This window comes from Streptomyces sp. NPDC096079 (assembly GCF_040303145.1).
Taxonomy (GTDB): Bacteria; Actinomycetota; Actinomycetes; order Streptomycetales; family Streptomycetaceae; genus Streptomyces.
In genome coordinates this window covers 405,963-428,681 of the sequence record NZ_JBEOST010000002.1, presented here as the reverse complement: position 1 = coordinate 428,681, position 22,719 = coordinate 405,963, and the positions used below count along the sequence as shown (strand labels likewise).

Here is a 22,719-nt window from a genome sequence, read left to right as displayed (position 1 = left end):
CCCCCCGAAACAACGGTCGTCGCCCGAGTATCACCCCACGGCCGGACCCGGAAACCCCTGCGGCGGGAACACCTGCGCCCGGGGTCCCCGGTTCACCCGGGCCTTGCCGCTCCCGTCAGCGGTCCCCGAACTCGTACGCCTCCACCTCGGCCAGGTACCGGGCGCGCCGCTCCTCGTCGTCCTCCAGGAAGGACGCCTCGAACGAGTTCCGCGCCAGCTCACGGAGCTGGTCCTCGGTGAGGTCCAGCGCGTCCCGCACCCCGTCGAAGTTGTCCCCCACGTACCCCCCGAAGTACGCGGGATCGTCGGAGTTGACCGTCACCAGCAGTCCCGCCGTCATCATCGCCCGCAGCGGGTGGTCGGCGAGGGTGTCGATCACGCGCAGCCGGACGTTCGACAGCGGGCACAGCGTGAGCGGGACCCGCTCGCGGGCCAGCCGCTCGACGAGCGACGGGTCCTCCATGCACCGCAGACCGTGGTCGATCCGCTCCACGCCGAGGACGTCCAGGGCCTCGCGGACGTAGGCGGCGGGACCCTCCTCGCCCGCGTGCGCGACGCGGCGCAGACCGAGCCGTGCGGCTTCCTCGTAGACCTCGCGGAACTTGGCCGGCGGGTGGCCGACCTCCGCCGAGTCGAGCCCGACCCCGGTGATCCGGTGGAGGTACGGCTTCGCGGCCTCCAGGGTCGCCAGCGCCGACTCGGCCGACTCGTCGCGCAGGAAGCACAGGATGAGCCGGGTGGAGATCCCGTACCGCTCCTCGGCGCGGTCCAGGGAGGCGCCGAGCCCCTCGATCACGGTCCCGAGGGGCACGCCCCGGGCCGTGTGCGCCTGCGGGTCGAAGAAGATCTCGGCGTGCCGGACGCCCTGCGCGGCGGCCCGCTCCAGGTAGGCGTCGGCGAGTTCGGTGAAGTCCTCGGCGGTGCGCAGGACCGCCATCAGGCCGTAGTAGAGGTCCAGGAAGGACTGGAGGTCGCTGAAGCGGTAGGCCTCGCGGAGGGCGGCGGTGTCCGCGTACGGCAGGGTGACGCCGTTCCGCTCGGCGAGCGCGAAGGCCAGCTCGGGTTCGAGGGTGCCTTCGATGTGGAGGTGCAGTTCGGCCTTGGGGAGGCCGGCGGGGAGGGGCATGGTCACGTTCGTTTCGGTACGGGGACCCTCATGAGGTCCTGGGCAATGCTCAGCTCGCCCTCGAACCCGGCGGCCCGCGCCTGGCGTTCGAACGCGGCAGGGTCGGAGTAGCGCTGCGAGAAGTGGGTCAGGACGAGGTGCCGCACCCCCGCGTCCCGCGCGACGGCGGCGGCCTGTCCGGCCGTGAGATGGCCGTGGTCGGTGGCGAGCCGGACGTCCTCGTCGAGGAAGGTCGACTCGATGACCAGCATGTCGGCGCCGTCGGCCAGCGCGTGGACCCCGTCGCAGAGCCGGGTGTCCATGACGAAGGCGAAGCGCTGCCCGCGCCGGACCTCGCTGACGTCGTCGAGGGTGACGCCGTCGATGCTGCCCTCGCGCTGGATGCGGCCGACGTCGGGTCCCTTGATGCCGTGCGCGGCGAGTCTCCCGGGCAGGATGCGGCGCCCGTCGGGCTCGGTGATCCGGTAGCCGTAGGACTCGACGGGGTGGGAGAGCCGGCGGGCTTCGAGGGTGAAGTCGGCGGTGACGGCGAGCGGCCCGTCGGCGGCCACCGGGGCCTCCGTCAGCCGCACGGTCTCGCGATAGGCCGTGGCGTACCGCAGCCGCTCGAAGAAGTGCTGTCCGCTCGCCGGGTAGTGGGCGGTGACCGGGTGCGGGACCTGGTCGAGGTTGATCCGCTGGATCACCCCGGCCAGGCCGAGCGAGTGGTCGCCGTGGAAGTGCGTGACGCAGATCCGGTCGAGGTCGTGCGCGGCGACCCCGGCGCGCAGCATCTGCCGCTGGGTGCCCTCGCCGGGGTCGAAGAGGATGCCGCTGCCGTCCCAGCGGAGCACGTAGCCGTTGTGGTTGCGGTGCCGGGTCGGGACCTGGCTCGCGGTCCCGAGGACGACCAGTTCGCGTACGGACACGGCTTATCCGGGGGGCCAGTTGAGGCCGCGGCCGCCGAGGACGTGCGCGTGGGCGTGGAACACGGTCTGGCCCGCGCCGGCACCGGTGTTGAAGACGATCCGGAAGCCGCTGCCGTCGATCTTCTCCTGCTCGGCGACCTCGCCCGCCTCGCGCAGTATGTCGGCGGCCACGGTCGGCTCGGCGACGGCCAGTGAGGCGGCGTCGGGGTAGTGGACGCGCGGGATCACGAGGACGTGCGTGGGCGCCTGCGGGTTGATGTCGCGGAACGCGACGGTGGTCTCCGTCTCGCGCACGATCGTCGCCGGCACCTCCCCGGACACGATCTTGCAGAACAGGCAGTCGTCCTGCGGCTCTCCGGCCATGTCCCGGACCTCCTCGGTCTGATGCGGATCACTGGTGTGGATCACTGACGATCACGACCCGGTCATGCTATCCGCCGCCTCCGACAGCCGGGGGAAGCCCCTCACTCCTTCGGCATGCGCCGGTTGAGCGCCGAGCGGCTCACCCAGTACGTGAGGATCACGCCCCAGAACAGCACGGTGCCGACTCCGCTCACCGCGTCCGACGCGGACGACCACAGGACGAGCGTGGCGAGCGAGTGGAGGCCGAGCAGCCCGACGGCCCCGGCCATGAACAGCACGGGCCGGCAGTTGCGCGCCACGAGGAGCATCGGCCGGCGCAGCCGCGGCGGCACCCGGCGGGCCATCCACACCGCCCATCCGGCCCAGGCGCCGAGGACCGCGGCCCCGCCGGCCAGGAGCGGGACGGCCGCGTCGGCCCAGGTCGCGGGCGTGGGGATCGCGGCGAGGGTGACGGCCGAGGCCAGGAAGCCGAGGAGCGCGACCCAGCGGGCCCCTGCGGCGGTGTTCCAGGCCATGGCCTCCAGGTTGTAGCGGGCCTTGCGGTCCTGGAGGTCGAGCGCGGCGGAGGCGACGAAGCCCTCGGCGGCCTGGGTCCAGGCACCGCGCCGGAACCAGCGGCGGCGCAGCCGCAGCAGCGACAGGTTGTTGTGGGCCTCGCTGCTCTGCGGGTTGAGGCGCAGGGTCGTCTCGTAGGCCCGCTGGGCGGTGGCGTGGTCGCCGCGCCGCTGGGCGGTGAGGCCGACCAGGAAGTGGGCGGCGTCCTCCTCGGGCGCGAGCCCGACGGCGGTCCGCGCCGCCTCGTACGCCTCGACGGTGCGCGCGGGCGTGCGGGCGTGCTCGGCGTGCTCGGCGAGGGCGGTGCCGAGGGCGTAGTGGGTGCCCCAGTAGTGCGGGGCGAGTGCGACGGCGTGCCGGGCGGTGGCCTCGGCCTCCTGGAAGCGCCGTTCGGCGAGGAGCACGTGGGCGCGCATCAGCCAGCCGCCGAGCAGCTCGGGCTGGGCCCGCAGCGCCTGGTCGGCGGCGTCCAGGGCGGCGGCCCGGTCGCCGGCGCGGTGGTGGCAGCGGGCGAGCAGGACGAGCGCGTCCGCGTCCTCGGGTTCGCCGGCCAGGTGCCGGGCGACGAGTTCGCCGGCCTGCGCGTACCGCCCGGTCTCGTAGAGCGCCTCGGCGCGGGCGAGCGCGGTGGAGGCGGTCACAGCTTGCGCTTCTTCTTGAGGTGGGTGAGGAGGTCGTCGTAGAGCCCGCCCTCGTTGGCGAACATGGCGACGTTCCGGGCGGCGGCGAACCACGGCTCCGTGGACGGCTTGATCTGCTTGGCGGCGCCGAGCAGGTCCTTGGTGGTGATCAGGCGTACGGAGCCGGTGCGGGCGGAGTCGAGGAGCGCGGCCTCGGCGGCGGTCTCGCAGACGTGGGCGAGGTCCGCGCCGGAGAAGTCCTCGGTGGCCTTGACGAGCTTGCCGAGGTCGACGGCCTCGATGGGGCGCTCCCGCAGGTGGTAGCGGAGGATCGACTCGCGGGCGGCGGCGTCCGGCGGCAGCACGAGCAGCGTGCGGTCGAGGCGGCCCGGGCGGCGCAGCGCGATGTCCACGTCCCAGGGCACGTTGGTCGCGGCGAGCACGAAGACGCCCTCGTTGCCGGGGCCGCTCGCGATGCCGTCGAGCTCGGTGAGCAGCTGGTTGACGACGTTGCGCAGGCCGCTGTGGTGGGTGCGCGAGCGCTTGGCGCCGAGGGCGTCCAGCTCGTCGAGGAAGACGACGCAGGGCGCCTGGCGGCGGGCGGTCTCGAAGATGTCGTGGATGTTCTTCTCGGAGGCGCCGATCCACATGTCGAGGACGTCGGAGAGCGAGACGGTGAGGAAGCCCGCGCCGAGCTCGCCGGCGACGGCCCGCGCGATGAAGGTCTTGCCGCAGCCGGGCGGACCGTAGAGGAGCAGGCCGCCGCGGAGCGACTTGCCGTACAGCCTGCGCAGTTCGGGGTTGCGCATGGGGGCGAGGAAGGCGGCCTCCAGACGGTCCTTGACCTCGTCCATGCCGCCCACGTCGGAGAGGCGTACGGCTCCGGGGGCGTCGACGTCCCAGGCGGCGGCGTCCCCGGCGGTCCCCTCGGCGCCGGCGGCCTGCGGGTCGTCGAGGAAGCGGGGCCCGACGAGGTCCTGGACCTGCTGCTCGGCGGCGTCCCAGTCGAAGGAGGGGACGGACGGGGGCCGCGCGGGCTCGTCGCGCGCGGGCACGACCGGCACCTCGGACGCGGGCGCCGCCGGCACCTCGGGCGCGGGCGGCACCGGCACCTCCGGCGCGGCGGCGGGGGCGGGCGCGGCCGGCATCCCCATCGCCCGGACCATCAGCGCGCGGGCGTCCGCGTCGCCGGGCGCGTGCTGGAGCGCGACGGCCGCCTCCGCGACGGCCTCGTCGTTGCGGCCCTCCGCGAGGAGGAGCTCGGCGAAGTGGAGGCGCAGGGGCACGTCACCGGGGGCGGCGGCCACGGCGGCGCGCAGACTGCGGATGAGGGGGGACTCGTCGGCCATGGGCCCAGCCTAGAAAAGTCACCCCGTGCCCCGTCCAGCGGGTTGCCCGCGCTCGTAGGCTGCGGTCCATGAGACGCGCCCGCGCACCGCGCCGGCTGACGGTGGACGGCCGGGTCTGGCTGTGGAACGTCGGCCACACGCATCCCGGCTGCCGCACCTACGTCACGCTGCGCCGGGCCGAAGCCCGCGACGCCCTGCTCCGGCTGGTGTTCGCGAGCGGCCCGGGCCGCGTCACGGCGGGCTTCCCGTACGGCACGGGCGAGGTGGCCGCCGCCGGCGGGCACCTCAACCTGAACGAGCCGGGCGTGGTCCGCCGGCTCCTCGACCTGGCGACGGCCCGGGGCCTCCTCCCGTACGAGACGGGCGTACGGGAGGTGGACGCCTGGCCCCTCTTCGACGCCCTGACGGGAGGGGACTAGGCCCCCCGCCAGCCCGGCCTGATCCGAAGGACAGGCCCTAGCTCCAGCGGCCCGTGCGGCCCAGGACCAGGGCCGTGGCCGCCGTACCCGCCGTCGACGTGCGCAGCACGCTGCGGCCGAGCCGGTACGGCTGCGCGCCGGCGGCCTCGAAGGCCGCCAGCTCGTCCGGGGAGACCCCGCCCTCGGGGCCGACGACGAGCACGATCGAGCCCTTGGCGGGGAGGTCGGCGGTGGCGAGGGCCCCGCTGGGGTGGTCGCGGTCCTCGTGCAGGACGGCCGCGAAGTCGGCGCTCGCGAGGAGCGCGGCGACCTGCTTGCCCGTCATGAGGTCGGTGACCTCGGGGAAGCGGGTGCGGCGCGACTGCTTGCCGGCCTCGCGCGCGGTGGAGCGCCACTTGGCGAGCGCCTTGAGGCCCCGGTCGCCCTTCCACTGGGTGATGCAGCGTGAGGCCGCCCAGGGCACGATCGCGTCCACGCCGGTCTCCGTCATGGTCTCGACGGCGAGTTCGCCCCGGTCGCCCTTGGGAAGGGCCTGGACGACCGTGATGCGCGGCTCCTCCTCGGGGTCCTCGTGGACCTCGTCGACCCGCACGGTGAGCTCGTCCTTGCCCTCGGCGGCCACGACGACGCACTCGGCCCAGCGGCCGCGCCCGTCGGCGAGGACGAGTTCCTCCCCGGCGCGCAGTCGCTTCACGGAGACGGCGTGCCGCCCCTCGGGCCCGTCCAGGAGGAAGCTCCCGGCCCCGGGGACGGTGTCGACGACGAAGACGGGTGCGGTCATGAGGTGCTCCTGTGGGCGAGCCCGGAGAGGGCGGTGTCGAGTTCGGCGGCCAGCACCTCGACCAGCCGGCCGGCGGGGAGGTCCCGGGCGAGGCGGTGGCCCTGGCCCGCCCACAGGGCCATGCCCTGGGCGTCGTTCGCGGTGGCGGCCGCCTTGCGGAGGGGGGCGGTGAGGTGGTGGATCTCGGGGTAGGCGGCGGGCGCGTACGGCCCGTGCTCGCGCAGGAAGCGGTTGACGAGGCCGCGCGCGGGTCGCCCGGAGAAGGCCCGGGTGAGGGCGGTCCGGGTGAACAGCGGGTCCGTCAGGGCCTGCTTGTGCAGCGGGTGCGCGCCCGACTCGGGGCAGCACAGGAAGGCGGTGCCGAGCTGGGCGGCGTCGGCGCCGGCGGCGAGAACGGCGGCGATCTGCGCACCGCGCATGATCCCGCCGGTCGCGACGATCGGCAGCGCGACGGCCTCGCGGACCTGGGTGACGAGGGCGAGGAGCCCGGTGCCGGGGGCACCCTCGTCGGCCGGGTCGTCACGGAACGTGCCCTGGTGCCCGCCCGCCTCGACGCCCTGGACGCAGACGGCGTCGGCGCCGGCCCGCTGCGCGGCGAGGGCCTCGTCGGCGGAGGTGACGGTGACGATCGTGTACGTACCGACGCGGTCGAAGGCGTGGAAGGTCTCACGGGCGGGGCAGCCGAAGGTGAAGGAGACGACGGGGACCGGGTCCTCCAGGAGGATGGCCAGCTTGGCGTCGTAGCCGTCGTCGCGGGAGTCGTCGGTCTCGCCGAGCGGGGTGTCGTACCAGGTGGCCTCGCCGGCGAGCTGATGGCGGTAGACCTCGACGGCGGCGGGGTCGGCCGGCCGGCCGGCCTGCGGCATGAAGAGGTTGACACCGAAGGGGCGCGCGGTGAGCCCGCGGACCCGCTTGATCTCCTGGTAGAGGCCGCCGGCCGTCTTGTACCCGCCGGCGAGGAAGCCGAGCGCCCCGGCCTCGCAGACGGCTCCGACGAGTTCGGGACAGGAGGCGCCACCCGCCATGGGGGCCTGCACGATCGGAAACCGAGAGAGATCGTTCAGTGCGGTGGTGGACATATGGGCATCGTGTCATGCGCGGACCGGGGCACGGGAAAGGGGCGGCACACGGGTGCCGCCCCTTTCCGACGTGGAACCGCTACCGCCCGTTGAACGCGTCCTTCAGGCGCGAGAACAGCCCCTGCTGCCCCGGCTGGAACTGGCCGGTCGGCCGTTCCTCGCCACGGAGCTTGGCCAGTTCGCGCAGGAGGCGCTCCTGCTCGGCGTCGAGCTTGCTCGGCGTCGTCACCTCGACGTGCACGATCAGGTCGCCGCGGCCGTTGCCGCGCAGGTGCGTGACACCCCGTCCGTGCAGCGGGATCGACTGGCCGGACTGGGTGCCCGGGCGGATGTCGATCTCCTCGACGCCGTCGAGGGTCTGCAGCGGCACCTTCGTGCCGAGCGCGCCCGCGGTCATCGGGATGGTGACCGTGCAGTGCAGGTCGTCCCCGCGCCGCTGGAACACCTCGTGCGGGGTCTCGTGGATCTCGACGTACAGGTCGCCGGCGGGGCCGCCGCCGGGGCCGACCTCGCCCTCGCCCGCGAGCTGGATGCGGGTGCCGTTGTCGACACCGGCCGGGATCTTGACCGTGAGGGTGCGGCGGGACCGCACGCGGCCGTCGCCGGCGCACTCGGGGCACGGCGTCGGGACGACGGTGCCGAAGCCCTGGCACTGCGGGCAGGGCCGGGAGGTCATGACCTGGCCGAGGAAGGACCGGGTGACCTGGGAGACCTCGCCGCGGCCGCGGCACATGTCACAGGTCTGCGCGGAGGTGCCGGGCGCGGCGCCCTCACCCGAACAGGTGGTGCAGACGACCGCCGTGTCGACCTGGATGTCCTTCGTGGTGCCGAAGGCGGCCTCGTTGAGGTCGATCTCCAGACGGATCATGGCGTCCTGGCCCCGGCGGGTCCGCGAGCGCGGGCCGCGCTGCGAGGCCGTGCCGAAGAAGGCGTCCATGATGTCGGAGAAGTTGCCGAAGCCACCTGCTCCGAAGCCGCCGCCCGCGCCGGCTCCGCCGGAGGCCGAGAGCGGGTCGCCGCCGAGGTCGTAGACCTGCTTCTTCTGCGGGTCCGAGAGGACCTCGTAGGCGGCGTTGATCTCCTTGAAGCGCTCCTGCGTCTTCGGATCGGGATTGACGTCCGGGTGCAGCTCGCGCGCGAGCCTCCGGAACGCCTTCTTGATCTCGTCCTGGGAAGCGTCGCGGCGCACGCCGAGTACGGCGTAGTAGTCCGTGGCCACTTACGACTCCGCCAGGATCTGTCCGACGTAACGTGCCACTGCGCGTACCGCTCCCATCGTTCCGGGGTAGTCCATGCGGGTCGGTCCGACCACGCCGAGTTTGGCGACTGCCTCGCCGCCCGAACCGTAGCCGACCGAGACGACGGACGTGGAGCTCAGCCCCTCGTGGGCGTTCTCGTGCCCGATGCGTACGGTCATGCCCGATTCCTTGGCCTCGCCGAGCAGCTTGAGGAGCACGACCTGCTCCTCCAGGGCTTCCAGGACGGGCCTGATCATCAGGGGGAAGTCGTGTCCGAAGCGGGTGAGATTGGCGGTGCCGCCGATCATCAGCCGCTCCTCGTGCTCCTCGACGAGGGTTTCGAGGAGGGTCGCGAGCACGGTCGAGACCGTGGCGCGGTCCTCGGCCTCCTCGAAGGACTCGGGGAGGTCCTGCACCAGCTGCGGCACGTCGGCGAACCGGCGGCCGACGACCCGGCTGTTGAGCCGGGCCCTGAGGTCGGCGAGCGAGGTCTCGCCAAAGGGCGCGGGGCAGTCGACGACGCGCTGCTCGACCCGGCCGGTGTCGGTGATGAGGACGAGCATCAGGCGGGCGGGGGCCAGCGAGAGCAGCTCCACGTGCCGGACGGTCGAGCGGGTCAGCGACGGGTACTGGACGACGGCGACCTGCCGGGTGAGCTGCGCGAGCAGCCGTACCGTACGGCCCACGACGTCGTCGAGGTCGACGGCTCCGTCGAGGAAGTTGTGGATGGCCCGCCGCTCGGGCGTCGACAGCGGCTTGACGCCGGCGAGCCGGTCGACGAAGAGCCGGTAGCCCTTGTCGGTGGGGATGCGCCCCGCACTGGTGTGGGGCTGGGCGATGTACCCCTCCTCCTCCAGGACGGCCATGTCGTTGCGCACGGTGGCGGGTGACACGCCGAGCTTGTGGCGCTCGGTGAGCGCCTTGGAGCCGACGGGCTCCTCCGTACCGACGTAGTCCTGGACGATGGCGCGCAGGACCTCGAGTCTGCGTTCGCTGAGCATCGTGGCGCACCTCCAGCTGTCGACGTCGTTCCGGTTGCTCCGCTTTTGGCACTCGCCCTGTCCGAGTGCCAGCGATCCCCCGGTCAGTGTACGGCGGCGGGCATCGCTCCTGGCAAGGAGGCGGCGCCCGCACCCGTTAGCGTCGCCCCATGGACATCGATTGGGAAGCTCAGGGATGGGAGCGGCTGGCGGACGGGGTGGGGCGGCGCCGGCTGCCCGTCTGGGACGCCACGGTCGGTCTGGTCCTGGGCACACGGGCCGTGCTGCTGTACGACACGGGTGCCTCGCTCGCGGAGGGCGCCGAGCTCCGGGCCCAGATCGCGGCGCTCACGGGCGGCCGAAAGGTGACACACATCGCACTCAGCCACCCCCATTTCGACCACGTCCTCGGCACGGCGGTCTTCGCGGGCGCGGAGGTCTTCGGCGCGGTCGGCTCGGACGCCCTCCTGGGCGGGGCCCACGCCAGGGAGGAACTGCGCACGGACGCGGTCACGCAGGGTCTGGACGCGGAGGCCGCGGAGGCGGCGGCGGAGGTCCTGGTGGCGCCGCGGCACGTGGTCTCGGGCGAGTGGACCCTCGACCTGGGCGACCGGCAGGTCCTCCTGGCGAACGTGGGCCCCGGCCACTCGGGCCACGACCTGGCGCTCTGCGTCCCCGGCCCGCGCGAGGTCGTCTTCTGCGGCGACCTGGTGGAGGAGTCGGGCGAGCCGCAGGCCGGCCCGGACGCGATCCCGTCCCGCTGGCCGGACGCCCTGGACCGGCTGCTCGCCCTCGGCGGCGAGGACGCGGTGTACGTCCCGGGGCACGGCGCCGTGGTGGACGCCACGTTCGTGAGGGCACAGCGCGAGGAACTGGCACACCGCTTCGACGTGCCCTAACGTCACCCAAATGCGCAGCTACAACCCGGATCTGACACCGCCTTGGAAGAGGTCGGCGCCCGCGCCCGAGGTCCCGGCGGACCCCGACCTCGTGGTCGAGGAGGTCGCGACGGGCTTCTGCGGGGCGGTGATCCGCTGCGAGGCGGGCACGGTGACCCTGGAGGACCGCTTCGGCAAGCACCGGGTGTTCCCGCTGGAACCGCGCGGCTTCCTCCTGGAGGGCAAGGTCGTGACGCTGGTCCGCCCGGTGTCGGGCCCGTCCCGCCCCACCCGTACGGCCTCCGGCTCGGTCGCGGTGCCGGGCGCACGCGCGCGCGTGGCGCGGGCGGGCCGGATCTACGTCGAGGGCCGCCACGACGCGGAGCTCGTGGAGCGGGTCTGGGGCGACGACCTGCGCGTCGAGGGCGTGGTCGTGGAGTACCTGGAGGGCGTCGACGACCTGCCCGCGATCGTCGCGGAGTTCGGCCCGGGTCCGGACGCCCGGCTCGGCGTCCTCGTGGACCACCTGGTGCCGGGCTCGAAGGAGTCGAGGATCGCCACCCGGGTGACCTCCCCGGACGTCCTGGTGGTCGGCCACCCGTACATCGACGTCTGGGAGGCGGTGAAGCCGTCCTCCCTCGGCATCCCGGCCTGGCCGGCGGTCCCCCGGGGCCAGGACTGGAAGACGGGCGTCTGCCGCGCCCTGGGCTGGCCCCCGGACAACACGGGTGCGGTCTGGCAGGCGATCCTGAAGCGCGTGACGTCGTACAAGGACCTGGAACCGGCGCTCCTCGGCCGCGTGGAGGAACTGATCGACTTCGTGACGGCGCCGTAGGCCGCCGGGGCGGCGCCCACGACGACGGTCCCGTCGCGAGCCCCCCTAGGCCGCGTCCGGAAAGTAGCGCCGCGGCCCAGGCGGGACTTTCCGGACACGGCCTGAGGGCCTGTGCGGAAAGTCCCTAGTCCACCAGGTCCCGCACGACCGCGTCGGCCAGCAACCGCCCCCGCAGGGTCAGCACGGCCCGCCCCGCCGCGTACGACCCGGGGTCGAGCAGCCCGTCCGACAGGGCCCGCCCTGCGGCGGCCAGCCCCGCGGGCTTGAGGACCGACAGCTCGACGCCCTCGCGGAGCCGCAGTTCCAGGAGGATCCGCTCGACCCGCCGGTCCTCGTCCGCGAGGATCTCCCGCCCGGCGCCGGGCGACCGGCCCTCGGCCAGCGCCGCCGCGTACGCGCCGGGGTGCTTCACGTTCCACCACCGGACGCCGCCGACGTGCGAGTGCGCCCCGGGCCCGGCGCCCCACCAGTCGGCGCCGCGCCAGTACAGCTCGTTGTGGAGGCAGCGCCCGGCCTCGGAGGTGGCCCAGTTGGACACCTCGTACCAGGAGAAGCCCGCCTCCTCGAAGGCCGCGTCGGCGATCAGGTACCGGTCGGCGTGCACGTCGTCGTCGGTCATGGGCACTTCACCGCGCCGGATGCGCCGCGCGAGCTGCGTCCCCTCCTCGACGATCAGCGCGTAGGCGCTGACGTGGTCGGGGCCGGCCCCGATCGCGGCGTCCAGCGAGGCCCGCCAGTCGTCGTCGGTCTCCCCGGGCGTGCCGTAGATCAGGTCGAGGTTGACGTGCTCGAACCCGGCGGCCCGCGCCTCGCCGACGCACGCCTCGGGCCGCCCGGGCGTGTGCGTGCGGTCGAGGATCTTCAGGACGTGCTGCCGGGCGCTCTGCATCCCGAAGGAGATCCGGTTGAAGCCGCCCTCCCGCAGCTCGGCGAGGTAGGCGGGGTCGACGGATTCCGGGTTGGCCTCCGTGGTCACCTCGGCGTCGTCGGCGAGCCCGAACTCGTCCCGGACGGCCCCCAGCATCCGTACCAGGTCACCGGCGGCGAGCAGCGTCGGCGTGCCGCCGCCGACGAAGACGGTCCGCACGGGCCGGGGGTCGTCGCCGAGGACCTTCCGGGCGAGCCGGATCTCCTCGGCGACCTGCTCGGCGTAGTTGTCACGGGAGGCGAGGACACCGCCCGTACCGCGCAGCTCACTCGCCGTGTAGGTGTTGAAGTCGCAGTAGCCGCAGCGCGTCGCGCAGTACGGGACGTGCAGGTAGAACCCGAGCGGCCGCTCCCCGGCCCCTTCGAGGGCGCGCGGGGGCAGCGCCCCGTCGTCGGGAACGGCTTCACCATCGGGCAGTACGGAAGGCATGAGCCCCATTGTCCCGTACTGCCCGGGGTGAGCGGGCGGCGCGGGCTCAGGCCTCGCGCGAGCCCGCGTACATCTCCTCGATGAGGTCCTTGTAGGCGCGCTCGACGACCGGCCGCTTCAGCTTCAGGGACGGGGTCAGCTCGCCGTGCTCGATGTCGAGGTCGCGCGGCAGCAGGCGGAACTTCTTGATCGTCTGCCAGCGCTGGAGGCCCTCGTTGAGGCGGTCGACGTAGCCCTGGATGAGCTTGACGGTCTCCGGGGCCGCGACGACCTCCGCGTACGCCTTGCCGCCGAGGCCGTGCTCGGCGGCCCAGCCGAGGAGGGAGGGCTCGTCGAGGGCGATGAGGGCGGTGCAGTAGTTCCGGTCGGCGCCGTGGACGAGGATGTTCGAGACGAACGGGCAGACGGCCTTGAACTGGCCCTCGACCTCTGCCGGCGCGATGTACTTGCCGCCGGACGTCTTGATCAGGTCCTTCTTCCGGTCGGTGATCCGGAGGTAGCCGTCGGCGGACAGTTCGCCGATGTCGCCGGTGTGGAACCAGCCGTCGGACTCCAGGACCTCGGCGGTCTTCTCCGGAAGGCCGTGGTAGCCCTCCATGATGCCGGGGCCGCGCAGCAGGATCTCGCCGTCGTCGGCGATGCGGACCTCGGTGCCGGGGAGCGGCTTGCCGACGGTGCCGGTGCGGTAGGCCTCGCCGGGGTTGACAAAGGAGGCGGCGGAGGACTCGGTGAGGCCGTACCCCTCCAGGATGTGGATGCCGGCGCCGGCGAAGAAGTAGCCGATCTCGGGGGCGAGGGCGGCGGAGCCGGAGACGCAGGCGCGCAGGTTGCCGCCGAAGGCCTCGCGGATCTTGCCGTAGACGAGGGCGTCGGCGACCTTGTGCTTGGCCGCGAGGCCGAAGGGCGCGGTGGCGCTGCCGGTGCGGCGGAAGTTGTCCTGGGTGGTCTTGGCGTAGTCGCGGGCCACGCCGGCCGCCCACTGGAAGATCTTGTACTTGGCGCCGCCGCCGGCGCGGGCCTTGGCGGCGACCCCGTTGTAGACCTTCTCGAAGATGCGGGGCACGGCCGCCATGTAGGTGGGCTGGACCACCGGCAGGTTCTCGATGATCTTGTCGACGCGGCCGTCGACGGCGGTGACGTGGCCGACCTCGATCTGGCCGGAGGTGAGGACCTTGCCGAAGACGTGGGCGAGCGGCAGCCAGAGGTACTGGACGTCGTCCTGGGTGACGAGACCGGTGGCGGCGATGGCCTTGGCCATGTACGACCAGTTGTCGTGCGGGAGGCGGACGCCCTTGGGGCGACCGGTGGTGCCCGAGGTGTAGATGAGGGTGGCGAGCTGCGTGGCGGTGATCGCGCCGACCCGCTCCTTGACCGCCTCCGCGTGCTTCTCCAGATAGGCCTTGCCGCGCGCCTCCAGCTCGGCGAGGGAGAGGACGAACTCGCCGTCGCTCTCCACACCGGTGGCGTCGACGACGACCACGTACCGGAGGTTCGGCAGGTCGGCGCGGCGCTCGACGGCCTTGGCCAGCTGGGCCGCATCCTCCGCGATGAGGACCTTCGACTCCGAGTCGGAGAGGATGAACGCCGACTCCTCGGCGTTGGTCTGCGGGTAGATCGTGGTGGTCGCGGCGCCCGCGCACATCACGCCGAGGTCGCAGAGGATCCACTCGACCCGGGTCGAGGACGCCAGGGCGACGCACTCCTCGGACTGCACGCCGAGGTCGACGAGGCCGGCGGCGATCGCGTAGACCCGCTCGGCGGCCTGCCCCCAGCTGAGCGACTTCCAGTCGTCCGGGCCGGTTCCGGAGGCGGCGGGGACCGGGTAGCGGTAGGCCTCCGCGTCCGGGGTCCGCTCGACGCGCTCAAGGAAGAGGGACGCCACGGAGGGCGGCCGGTTCTCGATCTGGGTCTGTGTGTCGCTCACGACGTCCTCCGGGCGGCGGCGGTGCCTTCTGGCGGTTCGTAACTAACTGGCGAGTAACCTTCGAGCCGGGATCAGAGTAAAGGGCCGAGGACCGGCGCGTAAGGCCTTGCAGGGCGTCGCTTCATAACGAACGAGCCCACGTGGGGAACGCGAACGGGCCCACGCGCACACGGCGCGTGGACCCGTTGGTTGCACAGGGCACCTATTGTCCGGCTTCCTGACTACTTCTTCTTGCCGGAGGACTCGTCGCTCGACAGGACGGCGATGAAGGCCTCCTGGGGCACCTCCACCGAGCCGACCATCTTCATGCGCTTCTTGCCTTCCTTCTGCTTCTCCAGCAGCTTCCGCTTACGGGAGATGTCACCGCCGTAGCACTTGGCGAGGACGTCCTTGCGGATGGCGCGGATGGTCTCGCGGGCGATGACCCGGGAGCCGATGGCGGCCTGGATCGGCACCTCGAAGGCCTGCCGCGGGATGAGCTCGCGCAGCTTGGCGACGAGCCGGACACCGTAGGCGTACGCGGCGTCCTTGTGGGTGACGGCCGAGAAGGCGTCGACCTTGTCGCCGTGCAGCAGGATGTCGACCTTGACCAGGCTGGAGGCCTGCTCGCCGGTGGGCTCGTAGTCCAGGGAGGCGTACCCGCGCGTCTTGGACTTCAGCTGGTCGAAGAAGTCGAAGACGATCTCGGCGAGGGGCAGGGTGTAGCGGATCTCGACCCGGTCCTCGGAGAGGTAGTCCATGCCGATCAGGGTGCCGCGACGGGTCTGGCAGAGCTCCATGATCGCGCCGATGAACTCGCTCGGGGCGAGGATCGTGGCGCGCACGACGGGCTCGAACACGTCGTCGATCTTGCCCTCGGGGAACTCGCTCGGGTTGGTGACGGTGTGCTCGCTGCCGTCCTCCATCACGACCCGGTAGACCACGTTCGGCGCGGTGGCGATGAGGTCGAGCCCGAACTCGCGCTCCAGCCGCTCGCGGATCACGTCGAGGTGGAGCAGGCCGAGGAAGCCGACGCGGAAGCCGAAGCCGAGCGCGGCGGAGGTCTCCGGCTCGTAGACCAGCGCGGCGTCGTTGAGCTGGAGCTTGTCCAGGGCCTCGCGGAGGTCCGGGTACTCGGAGCCGTCGAGCGGGTAGAGGCCCGAGAAGACCATCGGCTTCGGGTCCTTGTAGCCGCCGAGGGCCTCGGTCGCGCCCTGGTGCAGGGAGGTGATCGTGTCACCGACCTTGGACTGGCGGACGTCCTTCACGCCGGTGATCAGGTAACCGACCTCGCCGACGCCGAGACCGTCGGAGGCCGTCATCTCGGGCGAGGAGACGCCGATCTCCAGGAGCTCGTGGGTGGCGCCGGTCGACATCATCCGGATGCGCTCGCGCTTGTTGAGCTGCCCGTCGACGACACGGACGTACGTCACGACGCCCCGGTACGAGTCGTACACGGAGTCGAAGATCATCGCGCGCGCGGGCGCGTCGGCGACGCCGACCGGGGCCGGGACGTCCTGCACCACGCGGTCGAGCAGGGCCTCGACACCCATGCCGGTCTTGGCGGAGACCTTGAGGACGTCCTCCGGCTGGCAGCCGATGAGGTTGGCGAGCTCCTCGGAGAACTTCTCCGGCTGGGCGGCCGGGAGGTCGATCTTGTTGAGGACGGGAACGATCGTGAGGTCGTTCTCCATCGCGAGATAGAGGTTCGCGAGGGTCTGCGCCTCGATGCCCTGCGCGGCGTCGACGAGCAGGATCGTGCCCTCACAGGCGGCGAGCGACCGGGAGACCTCGTACGTGAAGTCGACGTGCCCGGGCGTGTCGATCATGTTCAGGATGTGGGTCCTGCCGTCACCCTGCCCGTCGGTGGGCGCCCACGGCAGCCGGACCGCCTGGGACTTGATCGTGATGCCGCGCTCCCGCTCGATGTCCATCCGGTCGAGGTACTGGGCACGCATCTGCCGCTGGTCGACCACACCGGTGAGCTGAAGCATCCGGTCGGCGAGCGTGGACTTGCCGTGGTCGATGTGCGCGATGATGCAGAAGTTGCGGATCAGAGCCGGGTCGGTACGGCTCGGCTCGGGCACGTTGGTAGGAGTCGCGGGCACGCAGGGATCTCGTCTCGGGCGATGTTCAGAACGGATACGTAGAGACCATGGTCCCATGCCCGGCGCCCGGCGCCCGGTTTGGGCGGCCCCGAGGGTGGCTGATAGTGTGGACAGCTGTGTCTCGCATGCCCTCTCAGCTGCGGGGCGCATCCAGAAGGAACATCGAACCTGTAAAGGCTCTTTTCGTGGCGAACATCAAGTCCCAGATCAAGCGGAACAAGACGAACGAGAAGGCGCGCCTGCGCAACAAGGCCGTCAAGTCCTCGCTCAAGACCGCGATCCGCAAGGCCCGTGAGGCTGTCGCCGCCGGCGACCTCGAGAAGGCCACCGTTGCCACTCGTGCCGCCTCGCGTCAGCTCGACAAGGCTGTCTCGAAGGGTGTCATCCACAAGAACGCCGCCGCCAACAAGAAGTCGGCGCTGGCCACCAAGGTTGCCTCCCTCCAGGGCTGAGCTCTGATGTGATCGGCCGTACGGGACCCAGCGGGCCCTCTCTCCCGCTCCCGCCCGGCCACTCCGGACTCGCGCGCGGACGCGTTCGCCACGCGGGCGCGAGCCCACCAGCATGAACGCCGAAGGCCCCGCCACCCCCTTCCCCAGGGGGAGCGGGGCCTTCGCCGTACCGCACCACCGCGTCGCGCCTGCCGGGATGAGCCCGGCCGCAGCTCGCCGCCTCCGTGGGCGCGCACCGCCCCGACCTGTACGGCGGAGGCGCACACCGCCCCGGCCGGTACGACGGAGGCGCGCACCGCCCCGGCCGGTACGACGGGCACACGGCCGCAGGGCCGTCCCCGGTACGACGGAGGCGGGCACCGCCCCGGCCGGTACGGCGGGCACGGCCGCAGGGCCGTCGGCCCGGTGCGGGGCCGGGCGGGGCCTCGGCCGGGCGCATCGCCTCGGGGGCCCGGGGGCGGAGCCCCCGGGAAGAACACGTACCTCCAGCCCCACCAGCCCCCGGCAGGGTTTCGGGAAGGGGCGGGGTGAGGGAAACCCGCTCAGGCGCAGGCCACCGCCTCACGGCGACCCACGCCCCCGGACACCCCGGTCATCCCGGACACCGCCGGGGCTACGCCCTCCGCAAGCGCGCCGCCCGCGCCACCGCCACCACGGCCTTCTCCAGGGCGTACTCCGGGTCGTCGCCCCCGCCCTTCACCCCCGCGTCCGCCTCCGCGATCGCCCGCAGGGCCAGCGACACCCCGTCCGGGGTCCAGCCCCGCATCTGCTGCCGCACGCGGTCGATCTTCCAGGGCGGCATGCCCAGCTCCCGCGCCAGGTCGGCGGGACGTCCGCCCCGCGCCGAGGAGAGCTTGCCGATCGCCCGTACCCCCTGGGCCAGCGCGCTGGTGATGAGCACGGGCGCGACCCCGGTCGAGAGCGACCAGCGCAGGGCCTCCAGGGCCTCCGCCGCCCGCCCCTCGACGGCACGGTCGGCGACGTTGAAGGAGGAGGCCTCGGCGCGGCCCGTGTAGTACCGCCCGACGACCGCCTCGTCGATCGTCCCGTCCACGTCGGACGTGAGCTGCGAGACCGCCGACGCCAGCTCCCGCAGATCGCTGCCGATCGCGTCCACGAGCGTCTGACAGGCCTCGGGCGTGGCCGACCGCCCGAGCGCCCGGAACTCCTGCCGTACGAACGTCAGCCGCTCCGCCGGCTTCGTCGTCTTCGGGCAGGCGACCTCGCGGGCCCCCGCCTTCCGCGCCGCGTCGAGCAGCCCCTTGCCCTTGGCGCCGCCGGCGTGGAGCAGGACGAGCGAGATGTCCTCGATGGGGTCGTCGAGGTACGCCTTGACGTCCTTGACCGTGTCGGCGGAGAGGTCCTGCGCGCTCCGCACGACCAGCACCTTCCGCTCGGCGAAGAGCGAGGGGCTGGTGAGCTCGGCCAGCGCGCCGGGCTGCAACTGGTCGGGGGTGAGGTCGCGCACGTCCGTGTCGGCGTCGGCGGCCCGCGCGGCCGCCACCACCTCCTGCACGGCGCGGTCGAGGAGCAGGTCCTCCTGCCCCACGGCGAGCGTCACGGGGCCGAGGAGGTCGTCGGGGGAAGTCTTTCTGGTGGCCATCGCGATCCAGCATCCCACGGGCCACTGACACCGCCGCCCGCGAAGGGGACGAGAATGGCGGGGTGAGTGAACGACACGTACTGGTGCTCCCGGACCGCGACGCCGCCGAGGAGCTCGCCGGGGAGCTCCCCGACCGTTTCGGCGTGGCCGAGGAACCGCAGCTCGTCCGGGACGCCCTGGCCGGGGAGGACGACGCCGAGGACGCCCAGTGGCTGGTGGTCGTCGAGGATCCGGACGCCCGGCTCGACCCGGCGGAGCTCGACGCCCTGGCCGCCGAGTACGAGGGCTGGCTGGAAGCCCCGTAGAACGAGGGCGTGGCCCCGCCCGTCAGCCCTTCTTGGGGACGATCTGGACGTCGAGGTCGATGCTGATGCTGGACCCGACGGCCGCGATCCCCCGCGCCAGCAGCGTCTGCCAGGTGAGGGTGAAGTCCTCCCGGTGCAGCTCGGTGGTGGCCCGGCAGGCGCCCCGGGTCTCGCCCTCCAGGCCGTTCCCGAGCCCCAGGTACTGGGTGTCCAGGGTCACCGTGCGGCTCACGCCGTGGAGGGTGAGCGCTCCGGTGACGGCCCAGCGGCTGCCGCCCCGGTGGACGAAGCGCTCGCTGTAGAACTCCAGCGTCGGGTAGGCCCCGACGTCGAGGAAGTCGCCGGAGCGCAGGTGGTCGTCGCGCATCTGCACCCCGGTGTCGATGGAGGCCGCGTCGATGACGACGTGCATCGCGGACTGCTCCATGCGCTCGGCGATCCGCACCGCGCCCGCGAAGCTGTTGAACCGGCCGTGGATCCGGGCGAGGCCGATGTGCCGTGCGGTGAAGCCGATCTGGGAGTGCAGGGGGTCGATCTCCCAGTCCCCCGGCTCCGGGAGCTGCGACTGGGGCGCGACCTGGAGCAGGACGTCGCCGAGCCCCTGGTGCTCGCCCTCGGAGACGACGGCGCTGCCGTGGTACGGCGTGTACCCCTCGGACGTGACGGCGACCCGGTACTCGCCCGCCGGCACCGTCGCGAGGACCGTGCCGTACGGGTCGGTCTCGCCGCCCAGGACCTTGCGGCCCGCCGCGTCGCTGAGGACGAACTCGGCCTGGCGGACGGGTTCGTGCACGGGGTCGAGCACCCGGCAGCTGAGCACGCCCGCCGAGGAGGGCACCGCGAGGCCGGCGAACGGACCGCCGCGCGCGGCTCCCCCCGCCCGCTTCCCGAAGAGACGATCGAACATTCTTCACGCACCCCCGTGCGACTGATTCACTATGCAACGAAGTCGCATTCGATCACCGTTGAGGCGTTCGAGGCAAACGGGGCGAGTGGCGGCAAGTGTTACCGAGGGTCCGAATTGGGGATTCCGCTTCGTACGGCCGGCAGCACGTCGAGCTCGATGCCGAACAGCTCCCGATACGCCTTCCTCACCTCGTCGTCACCGTCGAGGATCCGCTCCTCGCGCTCGTCTCCCACACGGGTGATCAGCTTCGGCGCGCTGAGCGTGATCCGGCCGTCCTCGGTGAGCCGTGAGCAGATCAGGGACTTCGGAAAGTGCGAGTCGGGCGAGGTCTGGTGGTACCAGGCGCCCGCCGTGAAGTCGGCGAGCCGCCGCGGCCGCCGCTCCAGCCGGTACTGCGGCTTCCCGTTCCGCAACACGTCCAGGTCGCCCTCCTCGGTCTCCACGATCCGGAAGACCCCGCCCGGATCGACCTGGTCCTCGCGCGCCTCGAAGGCCAGCGGATAGTGGCTGTGGTCGCCGAAACCGACGTCGGCCAGCCACCGCTCCCCCTCCGCGGTCTCCACGAGCAGCGCCATGTGGTCGTACGGGATGCCGGGCGTCCCGTCCGGCCCGATCACCCGCCCCTGGAGCAGCGCGACCTCGTATCCGAGACCCCTCAGGAGCACGGCGAACGCCGTGTTGACCTCGTAGCAGAACCCTCCCCTCCGCGCGCCGACCACCTTGTCGAGGAGCGCCTTCTCGTCCAGGACGATCGGCTCGCCGAGGTGGATGGAGAGGTTCTCGAAGGGCACGGTCCTCAGGTGCCGCAGATGCAGTTCGCGCAGCGCGGCGGCGTCCGCCCGCGCCGGCCGCTCCGCCCCGATGCGGCGGAGGTAGGCGTCGATGGTGACGGGTTCGTGTGTGGTCATACCCGCAGTCTGCCCCTTCGGCGATCGACACCTCACCCCCTTGTCCCCCTCGCCCCCGTCTCTCATCCGACGGGCACGGACTCGCCCTCCCTCACGGGGAGTTCCCGCATCCTGGCCAGCGGCGAGGGCAGCAGCCACAGCACGGCGAGGACGGCCCCGACGGTGGCGATCCACAGCGTGGGCCGCAGCCCGATGGCGGTGCCGAGCAGGCCGCCGACGAGCGCGCCGAGCGGGCGGAAGCCGTGGTTGAGCGTGCGGAAGGCGCCCATGACCCTCGCCCGCACGGCGTCGGGTATCGCCGCCATCTGGAACGATCCCGCCGCGATGTCCACGATCATCACGCCGAGGCAGGAGAGGAACTCCGCGACGAAGAGCACGCCCACCACCAGGGGAAGCGGCCCGCCCGCCAGGGGTACCAGGATCAGCGGCGCCGTGAAGCCGAGGAAACCGACGACGAGCGAGCCCCCGATCCCGATCCGGCGGACGACCGCGCCGCTCCACAGGGCCCCGAGGAGACCGCCCACGGCTCCGGCCGCGAGCACGAGGCCGAGCAGGCCCGCGCCGATGCCGAGTTCCGTGGTCGCGTAGAGCACGAACAGCGTGCCGAACATGAGGTTGAAGAACTGGACCGTGCCGGAGGCCGCGAAGAGGGCCCGCATCGAACGCTCCCGGACCAGCCAGCGCAGCCCCTCCGTGAAGTGCCCCTTGGCCACGGGTGCCGGCGCGGGTTCGACCGGCTTGATCCGGGCCAGGTAGCCGGCGGAGACCAGATAGGTGACGGCGTCCGCGACCAGCGCGAACGGCGCGGTCAGGAACTGCACCAGCACGCCCCCGACACCGGGACCGGCGAGCCAGGCCATCGATCGGCTGCCGTTGACCAGCGCGTTCGCCTGGACGTAGCGCTCGGTGGGGACGAGCGCGACGAACAGCGTGGTGTTGCAGACGTCGAAGAGCACGGTGAGCGCGCCGATCCCGAAGGCCACCGCGTACAGCTGACCGAGCGTCAGCACGTCGAGCGCGTACGCGACGGGGAGGGTCAGCATCAAGGCCGCCCGTCCGACGTCGGCCGCGACCATGGCGCGCCTGCGGCTCGTCCGCCGGTCGGCCCAGGCGCCGAGCGGCAGGTTGAGCAGCAGGGCGGGCAGGAGTTCCGCGGTCCTGAGCAGGCCCATCGCCGTGGCGTCCGCGCCGAGGACCAGAACGGCCGCGAGCGGGATCGCGATGAGCGAGATCTGGTCCCCGGCGAGGGACACCGTCTGCCCGGTCCAGTAGCGGCGGAAGGTCCGCTCGCGCAGCAGTGCCGGTATGCGTTCCACGAGGGCCATTCCCTCACTCCTCTTCGCTGTCGGTGATGCCGTGGTCGGGGATGTCCTGGTCATGGATGTCCTGGTCGGGGATGTCCTGGTCGGGGATGCCCTGGTCCAGGTAGGCGATCCGCAGGATGCTGACGGGTCGCGTGCCCCGCGGCCTGAGGGACGGGTCGGAGGCGCGCGCCTCGTAGGGACGGAGCAGTTCGCCGATCCGCTGCCCGAGGCCGGCCAGCTCCTCGGGGGTGAGGTAGAGCAGGGAGTCGCCGAACTCCCCGGCCTCCCGCCACTCCCTCGGCAGCCGGTGCCGGTTCTCCATGGCCTGGGTGACCCGGGCGAAGTAGCGCTCGACGACGGCCATGGTGAGCGCGTCGGCCGCCTCGGCCACCGCCGCGTCCTCGCTGTGGTCGGGCCACTCCGTGTACCGGGCCGTGGCCCGCCAGGGCTTCTCCCGCCCCCGGCCGCCGGACGCCTCCTCCACCAGCCCGTACTTGGCGAGTATCCGCAGGTGGTACGAGCAGCTGGCCACCGATTCGCCGGTCAGCTCGGCGGCCCGGGTCGCGGTGAAGGGCCCGCTGCTCCGCAGCAGTCCGACCAGCGTCATCCGCAGCGGATGGGCGTAGGCCCGCAGGGCGCGCGGGTCGGTGAGTCGGATGCTGCGGGGCTGCTCGCCCTCGGGTTGGGGTTCGCTGATCTCCGGCATGATGTAAAGGTATCTTTAGAAAGACTTCTTTACAA

The 22,719-nt window shown here is 72.5% G+C and carries 22 protein-coding genes; 5 read left to right on the top strand and 17 right to left on the bottom strand.

The features are described 5' to 3' along the window. Positions 1-115 precede the first annotated feature (115 nt). The 5 genes from ABTY59_RS05845 to ABTY59_RS05825 all read right to left on the bottom strand — a co-directional run bounded on the left by ABTY59_RS05845 (position 116) and on the right by ABTY59_RS05825 (position 4,921). Positions 116-1,126, bottom strand: coding sequence for an adenosine deaminase (locus ABTY59_RS05845; RefSeq protein ID WP_352017924.1), 1,011 nt, complete (start codon positions 1,124-1,126; stop codon positions 116-118). Positions 1,127-1,128: 2 nt separating this feature from the next. Then, entirely contained in the window at positions 1,129-2,034 is a 906-nt protein-coding gene (locus ABTY59_RS05840) for a ribonuclease Z (protein WP_352017643.1), read from the bottom strand. Between the two features lie 3 nt (positions 2,035-2,037). Next, positions 2,038-2,397 (bottom strand): histidine triad nucleotide-binding protein, encoded by a 360-nt coding sequence (locus tag ABTY59_RS05835; protein WP_352017642.1) that lies wholly within the window; start codon positions 2,395-2,397, stop codon positions 2,038-2,040. A gap of 101 nt (positions 2,398-2,498) precedes the next feature. Then, entirely contained in the window at positions 2,499-3,593 is a 1,095-nt protein-coding gene (locus tag ABTY59_RS05830; protein ID WP_352017641.1) for a tetratricopeptide repeat protein, read from the bottom strand. Next, entirely contained in the window at positions 3,590-4,921 is a 1,332-nt protein-coding gene (locus tag ABTY59_RS05825) for an ATP-binding protein (protein WP_352017640.1), read from the bottom strand. The genes ABTY59_RS05830 and ABTY59_RS05825 overlap by 4 nt, the downstream gene beginning before the upstream one ends. Before the next feature lie 68 nt (positions 4,922-4,989). On the opposite strand from ABTY59_RS05825, the gene ABTY59_RS05820 reads away from it, so the two are divergent. Continuing rightward, positions 4,990-5,340, top strand: a complete 351-nt coding sequence (locus ABTY59_RS05820) for a hypothetical protein (RefSeq protein ID WP_352017639.1) — start codon at positions 4,990-4,992, stop codon at positions 5,338-5,340. A 37-nt stretch (positions 5,341-5,377) separates the two neighbouring features. Here the strand turns inward: ABTY59_RS05820 and ABTY59_RS05815 are convergent, their stop codons facing one another. The 4 genes from ABTY59_RS05815 to hrcA form a co-directional block, all read right to left on the bottom strand. Then, entirely contained in the window at positions 5,378-6,121 is a 744-nt protein-coding gene (locus tag ABTY59_RS05815) for a 16S rRNA (uracil(1498)-N(3))-methyltransferase (RefSeq protein WP_352017638.1), read from the bottom strand. Beyond that, on the bottom strand, positions 6,118-7,200 hold the full coding sequence (locus ABTY59_RS05810) for a nitronate monooxygenase (RefSeq protein ID WP_352017637.1): 1,083 nt from the start codon (positions 7,198-7,200) through the stop codon (positions 6,118-6,120). The genes ABTY59_RS05815 and ABTY59_RS05810 overlap by 4 nt, the downstream gene beginning before the upstream one ends. Positions 7,201-7,279: 79 nt before the next feature. Beyond that, positions 7,280-8,419: a molecular chaperone DnaJ gene (gene dnaJ / locus ABTY59_RS05805; protein ID WP_189801871.1), complete on the bottom strand. Its 1,140-nt coding sequence runs from the start codon at positions 8,417-8,419 to the stop codon at positions 7,280-7,282. After that, on the bottom strand, positions 8,420-9,439 hold the full coding sequence (gene hrcA / locus ABTY59_RS05800) for a heat-inducible transcriptional repressor HrcA (RefSeq protein WP_352017636.1): 1,020 nt from the start codon (positions 9,437-9,439) through the stop codon (positions 8,420-8,422). A 149-nt stretch (positions 9,440-9,588) separates the two neighbouring features. Between hrcA and ABTY59_RS05795 the strand changes: the two genes are divergently transcribed. Together ABTY59_RS05795 and ABTY59_RS05790 are read left to right on the top strand one after the other, a co-directional pair. Continuing rightward, entirely contained in the window at positions 9,589-10,317 is a 729-nt protein-coding gene (locus ABTY59_RS05795) for an MBL fold metallo-hydrolase (RefSeq protein WP_352017635.1), read from the top strand. 10 nt (positions 10,318-10,327) lie between these two features. Beyond that, positions 10,328-11,131 (top strand): DUF3097 domain-containing protein, encoded by an 804-nt coding sequence (locus ABTY59_RS05790; RefSeq protein ID WP_352017634.1) that lies wholly within the window; start codon positions 10,328-10,330, stop codon positions 11,129-11,131. Between the two features lie 124 nt (positions 11,132-11,255). Here ABTY59_RS05790 and hemW read toward each other — a convergent pair whose 3' ends face one another. From hemW to lepA, 3 genes are all read right to left on the bottom strand, one after another. After that, on the bottom strand, positions 11,256-12,488 hold the full coding sequence (hemW, locus tag ABTY59_RS05785; protein ID WP_469533205.1) for a radical SAM family heme chaperone HemW: 1,233 nt from the start codon (positions 12,486-12,488) through the stop codon (positions 11,256-11,258). A gap of 46 nt (positions 12,489-12,534) precedes the next feature. Further along, the gene (locus ABTY59_RS05780; protein WP_352017632.1) at positions 12,535-14,412 is read right to left on the bottom strand and encodes an AMP-dependent synthetase/ligase; all 1,878 of its coding nucleotides are present in this window, start codon (positions 14,410-14,412) and stop codon (positions 12,535-12,537) included. A 221-nt stretch (positions 14,413-14,633) separates the two neighbouring features. Beyond that, positions 14,634-16,499: a translation elongation factor 4 gene (gene lepA, locus ABTY59_RS05775; RefSeq protein WP_352017631.1), complete on the bottom strand. Its 1,866-nt coding sequence runs from the start codon at positions 16,497-16,499 to the stop codon at positions 14,634-14,636. Positions 16,500-16,684: 185 nt separating this feature from the next. On the opposite strand from lepA, the gene rpsT reads away from it, so the two are divergent. Continuing rightward, positions 16,685-16,951: a 30S ribosomal protein S20 gene (gene rpsT / locus ABTY59_RS05770; protein ID WP_188270270.1), complete on the top strand. Its 267-nt coding sequence runs from the start codon at positions 16,685-16,687 to the stop codon at positions 16,949-16,951. Between the two features lie 613 nt (positions 16,952-17,564). Here the strand turns inward: rpsT and holA are convergent. After that, positions 17,565-18,554, bottom strand: coding sequence for a DNA polymerase III subunit delta (holA, locus tag ABTY59_RS05765; RefSeq protein ID WP_352017630.1), 990 nt, complete (start codon positions 18,552-18,554; stop codon positions 17,565-17,567). A 62-nt stretch (positions 18,555-18,616) separates the two neighbouring features. Between holA and ABTY59_RS05760 the strand changes: the two genes are divergently transcribed. Continuing rightward, the gene (locus ABTY59_RS05760; protein ID WP_352017629.1) at positions 18,617-18,859 is read left to right on the top strand and encodes a hypothetical protein; all 243 of its coding nucleotides are present in this window, start codon (positions 18,617-18,619) and stop codon (positions 18,857-18,859) included. A gap of 22 nt (positions 18,860-18,881) precedes the next feature. On the opposite strand, the gene ABTY59_RS05755 is transcribed toward ABTY59_RS05760, so the two are convergent. The 4 genes from ABTY59_RS05755 to ABTY59_RS05740 all read right to left on the bottom strand — a co-directional run bounded on the left by ABTY59_RS05755 (position 18,882) and on the right by ABTY59_RS05740 (position 22,684). Next, positions 18,882-19,766 (bottom strand): YceI family protein, encoded by an 885-nt coding sequence (locus ABTY59_RS05755; RefSeq protein ID WP_352017628.1) that lies wholly within the window; start codon positions 19,764-19,766, stop codon positions 18,882-18,884. Positions 19,767-19,864: 98 nt separating this feature from the next. After that, the gene (locus ABTY59_RS05750; protein WP_352017627.1) at positions 19,865-20,674 is read right to left on the bottom strand and encodes an arylamine N-acetyltransferase family protein; all 810 of its coding nucleotides are present in this window, start codon (positions 20,672-20,674) and stop codon (positions 19,865-19,867) included. A gap of 62 nt (positions 20,675-20,736) precedes the next feature. Continuing rightward, positions 20,737-21,999 carry an MFS transporter gene (locus ABTY59_RS05745; RefSeq protein ID WP_352017626.1) on the bottom strand — a complete coding sequence of 421 codons (1,263 nt, stop codon included), beginning with the start codon at positions 21,997-21,999 and terminating at the stop codon, positions 20,737-20,739. A gap of 4 nt (positions 22,000-22,003) precedes the next feature. Beyond that, positions 22,004-22,684, bottom strand: a complete 681-nt coding sequence (locus tag ABTY59_RS05740; RefSeq protein WP_352017625.1) for a winged helix-turn-helix domain-containing protein — start codon at positions 22,682-22,684, stop codon at positions 22,004-22,006. Positions 22,685-22,719: the final 35 nt, after the last annotated feature.

Bases quoted from the DNA above. Each gene is read 5' to 3' on its own strand.
- ABTY59_RS05845 (WP_352017924.1), bottom strand. From the start codon at position 1,126: ATGCCCCTCCCCGCCGGCCTCCCCAAGGCCGAACTGCACCTCCACATC.
- ABTY59_RS05835 (WP_352017642.1), bottom strand. From the start codon at position 2,397: ATGGCCGGAGAGCCGCAGGACGACTGCCTGTTCTGCAAGATCGTGTCC.
- ABTY59_RS05825 (WP_352017640.1), bottom strand. From the start codon at position 4,921: ATGGCCGACGAGTCCCCCCTCATCCGCAGTCTGCGCGCCGCCGTGGCC.
- ABTY59_RS05820 (WP_352017639.1), top strand. From the start codon at position 4,990: ATGAGACGCGCCCGCGCACCGCGCCGGCTGACGGTGGACGGCCGGGTC.
- ABTY59_RS05815 (WP_352017638.1), bottom strand. From the start codon at position 6,121: ATGACCGCACCCGTCTTCGTCGTCGACACCGTCCCCGGGGCCGGGAGC.
- ABTY59_RS05810 (WP_352017637.1), bottom strand. From the start codon at position 7,200: ATGTCCACCACCGCACTGAACGATCTCTCTCGGTTTCCGATCGTGCAG.
- hrcA (WP_352017636.1), bottom strand. From the start codon at position 9,439: ATGCTCAGCGAACGCAGACTCGAGGTCCTGCGCGCCATCGTCCAGGAC.
- ABTY59_RS05795 (WP_352017635.1), top strand. From the start codon at position 9,589: ATGGACATCGATTGGGAAGCTCAGGGATGGGAGCGGCTGGCGGACGGG.
- ABTY59_RS05790 (WP_352017634.1), top strand. From the start codon at position 10,328: ATGCGCAGCTACAACCCGGATCTGACACCGCCTTGGAAGAGGTCGGCG.
- hemW (WP_469533205.1), bottom strand. From the start codon at position 12,488: ATGCCTTCCGTACTGCCCGATGGTGAAGCCGTTCCCGACGACGGGGCG.
- holA (WP_352017630.1), bottom strand. From the start codon at position 18,554: ATGGCCACCAGAAAGACTTCCCCCGACGACCTCCTCGGCCCCGTGACG.
- ABTY59_RS05755 (WP_352017628.1), bottom strand. From the start codon at position 19,766: ATGTTCGATCGTCTCTTCGGGAAGCGGGCGGGGGGAGCCGCGCGCGGC.
- ABTY59_RS05750 (WP_352017627.1), bottom strand. From the start codon at position 20,674: ATGACCACACACGAACCCGTCACCATCGACGCCTACCTCCGCCGCATC.
- ABTY59_RS05745 (WP_352017626.1), bottom strand. From the start codon at position 21,999: ATGGCCCTCGTGGAACGCATACCGGCACTGCTGCGCGAGCGGACCTTC.
- ABTY59_RS05740 (WP_352017625.1), bottom strand. From the start codon at position 22,684: ATGCCGGAGATCAGCGAACCCCAACCCGAGGGCGAGCAGCCCCGCAGC.